Source organism: Neochlamydia sp. EPS4 (genome assembly GCF_000813665.1).
Classification (GTDB): domain Bacteria; phylum Chlamydiota; class Chlamydiia; order Chlamydiales; family Parachlamydiaceae; genus Neochlamydia.
Genome location: NZ_JSDQ01000022.1, coordinates 1 through 13,116 on the forward strand (window position 1 = coordinate 1; position 13,116 = coordinate 13,116).

Sequence of the window (13,116 nt, forward strand, 5' to 3'; positions counted from 1 at the left end):
AGCTCACCGCTCTGCTTACGGAAATCGGGCAGCTGTCTAAGCTACAATGGCTTGACTTAAATCAAAACCAGCTCACCAGCCTTCCTGCTCAAATCGGGCAGTTGTCTCAGCTACAATGGCTTTACTTAAATCAAAACCAACTCGCCGCTCTGCCTGCAGAAATCGGGCAGCTGTCTAAGCTGACAAGACTTGAATTAAATCAAAACCAGATCGCCGCTCTGCCTGTAGAAATCGGGCAGCTGTCTAAGCTGCAATGGCTTGAATTAAATCAAAACCAGCTCACCAGCCTTCCTGCAGAAACAGGTCAATTGCCTCAGTTGCAATGGCTTTACTTAAATCAAAACCAACTCACCAGCCTTCCTGCAGAAATAGGTCAATTGTCTCAGCTACAATTGCTTTACTTAAATCAAAACCAGCTCACCGCTCTGCCTGCAGAAATCGGGCAGCTGTCTAAGCTGCAAACCCTTGAATTAGCAGAAAATCCTTTGAAGGATATTGCAGAAAAAATAAGGCAGCGTTTTCAATTGTAGAATGGTCGTAAGCACTTTTTAGATTGAGGTGGGCTAAAATAAAATAAAAAACTTTTAGCCATCTTATCTTTAAAGAAGCAATCAGCTTTTCTTCCTACGACTAAGAAGTTGTCCTGAAACCTATTCTCTCCTTAACACAATTCTAAACAAGGTTCTTATAAAGAATGGTATCCTACAAGAGTACTTAAAAGTAACTATTTCTATAAAAATGAGCAATTAGATGGAAAACAAGAAGAATTTCATAAGAATAGCCAGCTTGAGCTTTGTATACATTCTGCAAACCAACAAATTCTAATGATAGTGCCTTGATAAGTGCTGCTCATAAAGTCGAGCATAATGAGATAGCCTATCTATAATCTTATCTGTTTTTTGTGTGAACATTATAAACAAAAAGAGATAGTCAATTTAATGGAGCTTTCTTTGGAAGAGGAAAAACGTATGGGAGAAAAACTTTTGGAAATAGCCCGGCGTGATATTAAGCTGCCAGCCTCCCCCCCCTTAGTTAATCATCGTTTTGCCTAACCTAGAAATATTTGGGTATAACTGATAGAGAGGACGCATACAGATTTAAAAAGCTGGTCGTTTAAATGTGGAATGTAAGTCTTCCTCAGCAAAGAAGCTTAAAAAAACAAATTTTTTTAATTAGAGCAATCTAGGTAGCACTTATAATGCAATTTTCATTATAGCTTATAAAACTCTTATCCCACACAATTCTTATAATGAGACCTTTAACCAAATTTTTTGCCAAAGTAAATGATCAAAAACTAAAATCTGAGAACCAATTAAGCTAGCCATTTTTCTAAAGAGCAGAGATAGGACCTCTAAAATATCACGAAAATAAATACTTAACGTAAAGTTATAGGAGTTACTCTACTCTAATAATGTATATAAGATTCACTTAATGTATATAAGATTTGCTAGCTGTCTCTTTGCTGTTGGATATTAGATAAGCTAGCCGAATCTGAGGGTGATTTCAAGCTGGCATAATAGTGCAAGAGTATACTTTGCGCTAATTTTTCCGTTGGAACATCCATTTCGCTTTTATCTTCCCAAAAATATCCCTGTTGCTGCAAGCCATGCACGAAATAAAATTGTTTAAAGGCTTTAGTAAATACTTCTTTATTTCCACTGGGGTAAACTCTCCAGCCCACGCGATGTAAATTTTTAAACTCTGAAGAGACGGTAATACCTGTGATAGTTAATTTTTCTAGCATTTTCTGATCAAGGATATTGACCTCCTTTCGGGGAATCAATTCAGCTACAACTGAATGTGTAAGAGGATGCATAAAACATTTAATCATTTTTTTACCTTGATTTAGAAGTTATTAATTTAAATATTCTTCTTCATAGCGCGTCTGAACATTCTTTATCACCTCGCGTATAGGAGCTTGTTCCTATAAAGCTGTATTTAACTCTTCTGCCACGATCTTTATCCGCTCAATTTGTTGCTCGAGGTCCACCATTTTTCTTCCATAAGGCATGCATACTCATTTCATGTTTCACTTGAGAGCAATCCTGCTACTTTTGCTTAAAAAAATTCTTCCAAAAGAGAAAGCAAAAATGTTAAGCGAAAGAGAGGGAAATGAGTAAATGCGGCGCGCCTCTTCATAAAGCCAGAGGGAGTTAATGAGGCTAGTCAAATAGGCCTATGTTCGCTCGTTTTTCGGTTAGACATGCTAACTTCTATGAGAATTTTTTCTCTGCGTTTTGTTTAAACTAATTTTTTGTCATAAAAGATATAACAGATAAGTAGGCAGCTACATTTAGAAGGCTAAAATTAAAGAAGATCCTAAAAGGACTAGCTAGCATACTATTCCCTTTATTACTTAATTCCAAAACTTTATAATAGCATCTACTTTCTTTAAATTATTATTTTATGACTTTTATATGATCCGCCCGTTAATCTTTATCTGGTTAGCGCACTTTCTCGTAGATTTTATGATAGGGATATGGGCTATGTATAAAACATTGGCTCATTTAGACTTATTTCTTGCTGGTACTATCTCGGCTGTAGGAGCTTTCTTCGGGGAAGGGATGCAAATATTTTTCGGACCTTTGAGCGACCGAGGATGGCGTAAGCAGCTTATCTGCTTGGGCGTCTTATTTACTGCTGCCAACACCTTTTTAGCTTACTCCACAAATTATTGGATACTTTTATTGATTTATTCTATCACGTGTGTAGGATCAGGGGCTTTTCATCCTGCAGCGACTAGCTTAGCTGGAGCTTTAACGCCTCATCGCAAAGCAATGGTAATTGCTATCTTTGCTTCTGGAGGAGCCTTAGGGCTTGCAAGCAGCCAAATCATCTACACTTACTTTCATTCTGTTTTACATGGTGCCACGGCCATTTTAATCCTACCAGCCATTCTTTTAGTACTTACCTCATTTTATGGCCTGCAGGGCATCCAAAGCTTTACCCCTATTCACTCCGCCCATGAAGTTAACCTCAAAGCCCTTTTTAGGATGTTCAAAAATCGCAATCTAAGGCTTTTATATATCGCACAAGTCTGCAATCAAACGCTTTTTTGGGCTACCATTTTTCTTCTGCCTGACACTTTGATATGCAAAGGTTACAACGCTTGGATTTGCCATGGTGGCGGCCATCTTTTTCTCATTTTAGGAGGAGCTGTAATGATGATCCCGGCAGGTTATATATCTGATCGATATTCGCCTAAAAGAGTTATCCTGTGGGCTACAGTGGCTGCTATGATAGCTTTTTATATATTTTTGCTTTATCCTACTTTTGACAATATAACGTTTGTGGCTTTAATTTTTTTATTAGGGGCTTTTTTCGCCACTGTTAATTCAGTATTGATCGCTTTTGGCCATTGGTTGGTCCCTGAAAGTCCAGGCATGGTAAGTGCTTTCTTGATGGGCATGGCGTGGTGTGTATCGGAAGGCTTAGGACAAGGCGGGGGAGGCTTAATGACTAGATTTTTTAATGAGCATGCCCCCGTCTATGCTTTAAGCATCCTAGGTGTTTTTTTTATTATAGGAATAATGGCTACTTTATGGTTGCCAGATTTAGAAAAAAATGAGATTAAAGAGCAGTTAAATTAAAAAATGTTTTCATTTAAGGTATTTCATGTATTTTTGGCGCCTTAATATATTTCTTGTTATCCTCAGTATCTTTACTAAAGGCTTTAGCGAGGATAAACCCCAACACCAAGCTGGTGAGCTTCCCATTACAGAAGCTGTAATCACGACTTTAAAAGAACGTCAACCCAATTGGCGCCTGGAAATTATCGATCATCATCCGGATGGTACCCCTAAAATTATCTTATATTACGAGCCCTCTGGCGAAAGTAAAGAAGGGATTCCGGTCAAAGAAATACGCTTTAGAAAAAATGCTAATCCTGAAAGAGAGGCTGATTTGCTCTATTTAGATAAACGTCCTGTTTATCATGGCCCTCAGCTATTTTTTAATGAAGATGGTTCCATTCAAAAGATTGTTTTTTATGATAAGGGTAAGCTTCATGGGCCCGTCAGAACCTATTTTCCTAATGGCTTAATAGAAAGCGTTCATTATATGAAACAAGATGTTAAGCATGGCCCGTTAGAGATTCGTTACTCTAATGGAGAAATAGCAGGAAAAGGCTTTTATAAAAATGATCAACTTAGTGGCCCATATGAAACTTTTTATCCTAATAAAGTAAGAGCTTCTCTTATTCATTATCAACAAGGGCTAAGACACGGACTTACCCAAGAATGGTATGAGGATGGCTCTTTAAAAGCAGAAGTCTATTATCATTTAGGGCTGCTTGATAATGGAAAAACTGTTCCTGCCCTCCATCTATATTATCCCAATCGTATGACAAAAGAGTTTCAAGATTTTTTATATGGGCAGCCTAACGGCCAGCATGTAAAATATCATCCTAATGGCAAAGAGAGCTACAGAGCTAGCTATACTTTAGGAAAAAAAGAAGGCTTAGAGCAATTTTTTAATGAGAACGGCCAGCTAATAGGCCAAGGAAGATTTATTCAAGGTACTCCGACAGGGCTGCACTTTCTCAACCATCCTAATGGTAAAGTAGCTAAATCCGCACATTATGACCCCAACGGGTATTTACTTGAGCCCATCTTAGAGTTGGACGATAGTGGCAATAAGCTTGCTGAATATAGGCTTATCCATGGAAATTACGAAGGTTCCTATAAGGAATGGTACCCCACAGGAGTACTTAAAAGTAGCTATTTCTATAGAAACGGGCAATTAGATGGAAAACAAGAAGAGTTTCATAAAAATAGCCAGCCTAAGCTTCGTATAACCTATGCAAACCATCAAAAAACTGGCTTGCTTGAAGAATGGTTTGAGAATGGCCACCCTTCTCTAAAGGAAAGCTATAAAGAAAATATGAAGGATGGCCCTAGTCAAGCATGGCATTCTAATGGAAAGCTCAATATTCAAGCCTGTTATCTTAAAGGGGCCCTGCATGGGATCTATGAAGAATGGTTTCCCAATGGCCAACTTAAAAACCGCACTGGCTATTCTCATGGCCAGCAACAAGGCGACTCTCGTCGCTGGAATGAAGAAGGCACACTTTTATATGAAGCATCCTTTGATCAAAACCTCCCTACCCATAAAGTTCAAGAGTGGCATAATAAAGGTCAGCTCAAACGCATCAGCTTCTATCAAAACGGCAGATTACACGGCAAAGAAGAAACATTTTGGCCTAATGGGCAAAAAGCTAGCCAGCTAAACTACCAACATGGAAAAATTGAGGGCACTTCCTTCACTTGGTATGAGGATGGCTCGCTTCATCAAGAATACACTTATCAACAAGGTTTGCGAACAGGACCTGCGCGTGAGCTTTATCCTATGGATGCCATAACGAGTCAACAAAGCCCTTCCCACCTGTTAAATTATCTCGAAGGAAAGATGCATGGAGAACAAAAAAGCTTTTATAAAAATGGTCAGCCTCAAGCCGTATTAACATATGATCATGGCATCCTTCATGGCCTTAAAGCCTTATGGAATCAAGAGGGTACTCTTATCGAGCAAGGCTATTACCAACATGGTAATCTAGAAGGCCCTTATCAAGCTCGTAAGCCAAATGGCCTGATAGTAAAGTCTCATTACCAAAATAATCGTTTGGAAGGCCTGCATCAAATTTTTTATCCTTCTCGTGATACTGACCCTCAAGTTAAAGCTCTAGAGGCTCACTATGTAAATGGACTTCTTGAAGGTGAGCTGGCAGAATATAATGAAGCTGGCAATAAAATCAGCAGTACCTCTTATCATCAAGGCGTTCGTGACGGAATGAGTACCACCTACTACGAGGATGGCAAGACTCACCTTACCTTGTCTTACAAAAACGATATTTTGCAAGGCCCCCTTCTTGAATACTTTCCCAATGGAAAAATTTGTCGTAAAGAAGATTACATTCAGGGGCAAAAAAATGGAGAAGTTCTATTTTATCATGAAAATGAGCAACTTGCTTCACGCGGCACCTACCAAAGCGGAAAAAAAGAAGGCCTTTTTCAATATTGGAATAATAGAGGAGTTCTCTACTTTGAAGCAGAATATAAAAATGATTTACGTCATGGCAAGTTTAATAAATATGATCAGAGAGGCCATCCAAGAGTTTTGCAAACTTACCAAGATGATAAACTGATGGATAAAAAAAAGCTCGATGAAGAGATCAATAATTAGATAAATCTTTTTGCCGTCACTATGTAAGTAAGGTTTATTAACCGTTAGAAGTTTATGAAAATTATATTTTTCTAACGCTCTCTTCTAGAAAAAGGTCTTACGAACCACCAATCGAATAGCCAAAAAGTTCGGATTTCATAAGCCGTGGATTTTTGAGAGTGTTCGAGATCTGAATAGCTGCCCTGGACCTTTAGATTGATAGTGCGTCCCCAAAGATTACACCTTTAAAGCTACATGATAGGGGTATTGGTACTTTATTAAACCTTTTAAGAAAAAAAGCTAAAAGAGAACTTCCTACCCCTTTGAAAAATAGCTTAAGAAAAAAATATTTTTTAATACTTAGTTATTTGAAAATTAATCATTTAAATGTTATAATGTTTTTTTAATCTTTGTAAGATCGAAGCTTTGATTAAAGGCTATCTGTCGTCAACTTTTTACTTTTTACATTTGTCTCTACTGTGATATCCTCTTAGCAAGTTATAAGGAGAATTTAATGGCTACACAAGAAGCATTTAGGGGTCAATCCGATTATAAATACGGATTTTCAACTGCGGTTGAAATGGATAGCTTACCTAAAGGGCTCAATGAGATGACTATACGTGCCATCTCAGCAAAAAAAGATGAACCTCAATTTTTGCTAGATTTTCGTCTTAAAGCCTACCGCTTATGGCTTGAATCTACCCCACCCGTTTGGCCTAATCTCCACTATCCTCCTATTGATTTTCAAAATATTTGCTATTACTCTGCTCCTAAGACTAAGGCTAAGTATAATAGCTTAGATGAAGTAGACCCAGAGATTTTACGTACTTTTGAAAGATTAGGGATTCCTTTGGATGAACAAAAGAGATTAACGAATGTCGCGGTCGATATGGTTTTTGATTCCGTTTCGATTGGGACCACTTTTAAGAAAAATTTAGAGGAGGCAGGAGTGGTTCTTTGCTCGATCTCTGAAGCCATTAACCTTTACCCTGATCTTGTAAAAAAATATTTAGGCAGTGTCGTTCCTATTGGTGATAATTTTTATGCTACCTTAAACTCTGCTGTGTTTACTGATGGCTCTTTTGTTTACATTCCTAAAGGCGTTAAGTGCCCCATGGAACTTTCTACCTATTTTCGCATTAACGATAAAGAAAGCGGCCAATTTGAACGCACCCTTATCATTGCCGAAGAAGGCTCATCTGTGAGCTATTTAGAAGGGTGCACAGCGCCTGCTTATGACAATAATCAGCTCCATGCTGCGGTAGTAGAGCTTGTTGCTTTAGATCATGCGGAAATTAAATACTCTACCGTTCAAAACTGGTATGCAGGTAATCCAAAAACTGGAGCAGGTGGAATTTATAATTTTGTAACTAAGCGAGGCCGCTGCGCAGGTATTTCGTCTAAAATTTCATGGACTCAAGTAGAAGTGGGAGCTGCTATTACCTGGAAATATCCTAGCTGCATTCTGCAAGGTGATCATTCCGTAGGGGAATTTTACTCGGTAGCCCTGACTAATCATCATATGCAGGCTGATACAGGAACAAAAATGATTCATCTAGGAAAAAACACCCGTTCAACCATAGTTTCTAAAGGAATCTCAGCCGATACCTCTCACAACAGTTACCGTGGCTTAGTTAAAATTGTGCCCAGAGCCCATGGAGCTCGTAACTATACGCAATGCGACTCTATGTTAGTAGGAGATCAATGCTCCGCTAACACTTTTCCTTATATTGAGGTAGGCAACTCTTCTAGCCAAGTGGAACATGAAGCCTCTACCTCTAAAATGAATGAAGAGCAACTTTTTTATATGAGAAGCCGCGGCCTTTCTCAAGAAGATGCTGTCAATATGATCGTTAACGGCTTTTGTAAAGACGTGATTAAAGAGTTACCTCTTGAGTTTGCTGCAGAGGCTCAAAAATTGCTAACATTAAAACTTGAAAATTCGGTTGGATAATTATTCATGACTCACCTTCCACAAGCGCTTATAGAAATTAAAAATCTTCATGCCAATGTAGAAAACAAGCCTATTTTAAAAGGATTAAACTTAACTGTGCAAGCCGGTGAAATTCATGCCATCATGGGTCCTAATGGTGCAGGAAAATCTACCCTCGCAAAAATTCTAGCGGGCCATCCGGCTTATGAAATTACTTCTGGAGAGATTTTATTCAAAGGCCAAAATATAGTGGAATTGGCACCAGAAGATAGAGCTCATGCAGGAATTTTTATGAGCTTTCAATATCCTTTGGAAATTCCTGGGGTTAGCAATCTGCAGTTCTTACATGCTTCTTATAATTCTGTATTGAAAGCCAAAGGCGCTCCTGAAATGCCTTTAGTAGAGTTTGAGAAATCTCTTGATGAGATTATGAAACGTATGGAAATTAAAACGGAATTTAAAGAACGTAGCCTGAATGAAGGCTTTTCTGGCGGAGAAAAAAAACGTAATGAAATCTTACAAATGGCTGTTTTACAGCCTGCTCTTGCGATCTTAGACGAGACTGACTCAGGGCTTGATATTGATGCCATGCGTATTGTGGCTCGAGGCGTCAATCAACTGATGAATCCTCAGATGGGCCTAATTCTTATCACTCACTATCAACGGCTTCTTGACTATATTAAACCTAACGTCGTCCATGTCATGGTGGAAGGAAAGATAGTGCAATCAGGTGGTCCTGAATTAGCCCACCAGCTAGAAGATAAAGGGTACGATTGGTTAGTGCCAACTCCTCAAAGCGAGGCCCTACGATGATCACGGAGAACTATACCGATCAACAAGCTTTTCAGCAGATGCTTCAAAAGATGTATGTGGGCGCTCTTGAAGAAAAAGATCCTACACGAAAGCTTAAAGAAAAAGCCTGGCTGCGTTTTTTAGAAATAGGTTTACCCACTCGCCAATCTGAAGTTTTTCAATATCTACGTTTAAGAAATCTTTATATACAAGCCTTTGAGACCGCCCACGGTATCCCCTTATCTGCTGATTCTATTGCACCGCACATCTTGCCCGAATGCTCGGGCTCTGTTTTAGTAATGATTAATGGAGATTATTATCCAGAGTTATCTAATTTGTCTGCTCTTCCTAAAAGAATGGTCATTCTACCTTTAAAGGAAGCTTGGCGGACTTATGGAAGCTTTCTAAACAATCAATGGAATAAACTGCTCATAGAAGAAAAGGATCCTTTTGCTATTCTTAATGCGGCGCTGCATCGTCAGGGAATCTTTATCTATGCTCCCCCTAAAACTCTGGCAGATGTCCCTTTGCAGCTATTACATTTTAATAGTCATGAGCCCGACCTTTCTCTATGGACGAACCCGAGAATCCAAGGCTTCATAGGGGCGCACTCCCAGCTGGATTTAATTGCCACCCACGTGGATGGACCAGGAAAACAATTTTTATCCAATCTTTCTATTGAATTGGCAATGGATGAAGAATCCCACCTACGCTACTTCCAAGTTCCTTTTGAAATATTAAATAAGCATTGGTATTTTGAAGCTTTTCGCGCTAGCCTCAAAAAAGGTAGTACCTTCAAATCTGTTTTGGCTAGCAAAGGCTCTACTTCTTTAAGGAATGACTATCGAGTAGTTCTCGCCGGGGAAAATGCAGAGGCTAGCTTAAATGGCCTTTGGATGCTTTCTGATCAAGCAGAAGCCCACGCAAATATTTTAGTAGAACATCAAGCCCCATACTGCCGCTCCATGCAGCTTTTTAAAAGTGTTTTAAACGATGCTAGCCATTCTAGCTTTGAAGGCAAAATTTTAGTACACCAAGCTGCCCAAAAGACCCAAGCTTTTCAGCTGAATAGTAACTTACTTCTTAGTGATAAAGCTAAAGCCGATAGTAAGCCTAACCTTGAAATATTTGCAGATGATGTTAAGGCTTCTCATGGAGCTACCATGGGACAGCTTGATCAGGAACAGCTTTTTTACTTAAGGACGCGGGGGTATTCTGAAAAAGCAGCTAAAAATCTTTTAGTCTACGGCTTTTGTAAAGAAATCATTGAGATGATCCCCTACCCTTCTCTTATGAAAGCCATTAATAAGCAAGCCTATCGATACCTTATGCAGGAGCCAGGCGATGAAACCAGCTTCTTTTGATGTGGGAAAAATTAGGAAAGATTTTCCCATGCTTGCTAAAACAATGCATGGAAAACCGCTCATCTATTTTGATTCTTCCGCTACAGCTCAAAAGCCGCAGTGCATGATTGATTCCATCCAAGATTTTTACCAAAATCATTACAGTACTGTTCACCGAACCATTTACGAATCTTCTCTTTTGGCTACTAAAAAATATCAGGAAGCCCGCGAGAAAGTTCAAAAGCTTCTGAATGCCTCAAAAATCGAAGAGATTATCTTTACGCGCGGCACCACAGACTCCATCAATTTAGTGGCTTATTCTTTTGGAAAAGCCTTTATCAAACCTGGGGATGAGATTATTTTAACGCAGATTGAACATCATGCCAATATCGTTCCCTGGCAGATGATGTGTGAAGATAGAAAAGCTGTCCTAAGATTTATCCCCCTCGACAGCCAAGGAAATTTAAAACTCGAAGAGTTTGCTAAGCTTTTAAATTCTAAAACTAGGCTAGTCGCTTTAACGCACGTTTCTAATGCCATTGGCACTATCAATCCCGTCCACGAGATGATTCAAATGGCTCATGCCTATGGAAGTAAAGTACTGGTGGATGGCGCGCAAGCTGTTCCACATATGAAAGTAGATGTCCAAGCCTTAAACGCAGATTTTTACGCTTTCTCAGGCCATAAGCTATATGGACCTACAGGAATAGGAATTTTATATGGCAAAGCAGAGCTTCTCAATCAAATGCCACCTTATCAAGGAGGCGGCGATATGATTGATAAGGTCGATTGGGAAGGAACTACCTATAATGTGCTACCTTTAAAGTTTGAAGCAGGCACACCCCTTATCGCGGAAGTGATTGGTTTAGGCACTGCTATTGATTATATCAACACGATCGGCTTTTCTGCTATCCACGCTCATGAGCAGGAGCTCTTAGAGTATGCCATTAAAAAAATGGAAAGCATTCCTCAAGTGCGCATCATTGGAAAGCCTAAAGAAAAAGCGGCTATCATCAGCTTTATCGTGGAAGGAGCTCATCCGCTCGATATTGGTACTATGCTGGACTTAAAAGGCGTAGCTATACGCACCGGACATCATTGTGCACAGCCCACCATGCGCCATTTTGGTGTGCCAGCCACAGCTAGAATATCTTTTGGCTTATACAATACTAAAGAAGAAATTGATCACTTCATTATCTATCTACAAGAGATTATTGAGCTATTATGCGCATCTCCTTAAAAGAGGCTGCCCACAGGCTGAATACTGGAGAAGTAGTAGGTGTGCCCACAGAAACTGTGTATGGGCTAGCAGCTTCTTTAAATCACCTTCAGGCTATCGAGCATATCTACACCCTTAAAGGACGCCCTTCTAATAATCCTTTAATCATCCATGTGGCTGAACTTAACGAGGTATTATCTTACCAGCAAGGAAACATCAGCGATTTAGAGATCCTAGCACAAGTTTTTTGGCCTGGCCCTATGACAATCGTGCTACCAGTCAAATGTAGATTAATTCCAGCCAAAGCACGTGCCAACTTGCCCACTGCAGCTTTTCGCATTCCTCGGCATCCTTTAGCTTTAGAATTGTTGAAGCAAACAGGACCTCTGGTTATGCCCTCAGCAAACCTTTCAGGCAGCCCATCCTCTACTCGTATTGAACATGTTGAACATGATTTTGGAAAGGCCTTTCCAGTGTTAGACGGAGGAACCTGCCAAAAGGGCTTAGAATCTACGATCTTAACTTATAGAAATGGCTACTGGCAAATTATACGTCAAGGTGCTTTAACTGCTGAAGATTTTTGCTCTTCTCTAGGATACCTTCCTATGTTTCAGCAACAAAACAGTGAAAAACCTCTTTGCCCAGGAGGCATGTATCGTCACTATGCTCCTCAAGCTAAGTTAAAACTTGTACAGTCTTTTAAAAATATTGTAGAAGGTGTTATTATTGGCTTCAGCGATCGACATTATCCTGCAGGCTGCAAAGTTTTTGCTTTAGGGCCTCTTGCAGAACCTGAGCTAGCCGCCTCTAATCTATATGCCGTTCTCCGGCAACTTGATCAAGAAAAATACCAAGAGGCTTATGTAGATGTAAATTTTTTAAAAAGAGGAATTTTAGCTACCTTGTCTGAGCGCTTACATCGAGCAAGCGAAAAACCTAGTGAGAAGTATTAAAAAATAGGCTCTCATCCGAAAAGCAGGAGGCAAAAGCCATTTAATATCTTTAATCTTGGGCAATTTTTTCTAAAACTCAACGAATTATCCAAAAACTAAGTAAAATTTAATCTTTTATTCATGGTTGCCTCTAAAGCCAAAAAACCTCCTATCCTTTAACTTTGACAATCATAAAATAAGGCAAATAATCAATTTCATTCTTTTAGCCAAACCAAAATTGCCGCATCACTTAATCCCCAAAACCTGTGACTGCTCCTAAATGCTTGAAAGGTCTCCCCCTTTTCCTTAAATCTATCTGGAAAAAAAGCGAGGTAGATTATCTGTGAATTGTTTTTCCTTGATAAGGATACAAATTCATTTGACTTGCTTTTTAATTTTTTTATATTATCTTTAAAAAATGAAAATGCTGAAAAAGTTATCACTACCTAAGGAAATAAAATGCATCCTATCTCATCGGCATCTATTGAAAGCTTGCCCAACGAATTGCTACTCCCTATCTTAGAGGCTTGCGTAGTTCCCTCCTTATTTAGCGTCTGTAAAAGATGGCATCATCTGCTGGCTACTGAAGTCATGCCCCCTCTTTATAAGCAAATAGGTAAAGTGCATGTTCCTCAAGGAAATGTTAACGAGCAGGCTCTTATTGTAGATAGAATTTATAAGCTAGAAGAAAAGCTTTCTGAGACAGCAAAGGTAAATGCAATCTTTAGGCAAATCTTC

Annotated in this window: 9 protein-coding genes; 8 read left to right on the plus strand and 1 reads right to left on the minus strand. The window is 39.2% G+C overall.

Annotation, left to right across the window (positions count from 1 at the left end):
- Window positions 1-1,447 precede the first annotated feature (1,447 nt).
- Window positions 1,448-1,816, minus strand: a complete 369-nt coding sequence (locus tag DB42_RS01520) for a hypothetical protein (RefSeq protein WP_193365268.1) — start codon at window positions 1,814-1,816, stop codon at window positions 1,448-1,450.
- A 601-nt stretch (window positions 1,817-2,417) separates the two neighbouring features.
- Here DB42_RS01520 and DB42_RS01525 point away from each other — a divergent pair.
- From DB42_RS01525 to DB42_RS01565, 8 genes are all read left to right on the plus strand, one after another.
- Window positions 2,418-3,590 carry an MFS transporter gene (locus tag DB42_RS01525; RefSeq protein WP_080502666.1) on the plus strand — a complete coding sequence of 391 codons (1,173 nt, stop codon included), beginning with the start codon at window positions 2,418-2,420 and terminating at the stop codon, window positions 3,588-3,590.
- Window positions 3,591-3,615: 25 nt separating this feature from the next.
- Window positions 3,616-6,180 carry a toxin-antitoxin system YwqK family antitoxin gene (locus DB42_RS01530; RefSeq protein ID WP_044881427.1) on the plus strand — a complete coding sequence of 855 codons (2,565 nt, stop codon included), beginning with the start codon at window positions 3,616-3,618 and terminating at the stop codon, window positions 6,178-6,180.
- Window positions 6,181-6,673: 493 nt separating this feature from the next.
- On the plus strand, window positions 6,674-8,113 hold the full coding sequence (gene sufB / locus DB42_RS01535) for a Fe-S cluster assembly protein SufB (RefSeq protein ID WP_044881428.1): 1,440 nt from the start codon (window positions 6,674-6,676) through the stop codon (window positions 8,111-8,113).
- A 6-nt stretch (window positions 8,114-8,119) separates the two neighbouring features.
- Window positions 8,120-8,905, plus strand: a complete 786-nt coding sequence (gene sufC, locus DB42_RS01540; protein ID WP_044881429.1) for a Fe-S cluster assembly ATPase SufC — start codon at window positions 8,120-8,122, stop codon at window positions 8,903-8,905.
- Complete coding sequence (gene sufD, locus DB42_RS01545; protein WP_044881430.1) at window positions 8,902-10,248, plus strand: Fe-S cluster assembly protein SufD; 1,347 nt, start codon at window positions 8,902-8,904, stop codon at window positions 10,246-10,248. The genes sufC and sufD overlap by 4 nt, the downstream gene beginning before the upstream one ends.
- On the plus strand, window positions 10,229-11,467 hold the full coding sequence (locus DB42_RS01550; RefSeq protein ID WP_044881431.1) for a cysteine desulfurase: 1,239 nt from the start codon (window positions 10,229-10,231) through the stop codon (window positions 11,465-11,467). Before sufD ends, DB42_RS01550 begins: the two co-directional genes overlap by 20 nt.
- A complete protein-coding gene (locus tag DB42_RS01555; RefSeq protein WP_044881432.1) occupies window positions 11,452-12,399 on the plus strand; it encodes an L-threonylcarbamoyladenylate synthase in 948 nt (315 codons plus the stop codon). Before DB42_RS01550 ends, DB42_RS01555 begins: the two co-directional genes overlap by 16 nt.
- 438 nt (window positions 12,400-12,837) lie before the next feature.
- A partial coding sequence (locus DB42_RS01565) for an F-box protein (protein WP_044881434.1) occupies window positions 12,838-13,116 on the plus strand: 279 nt, incomplete at its 3' end.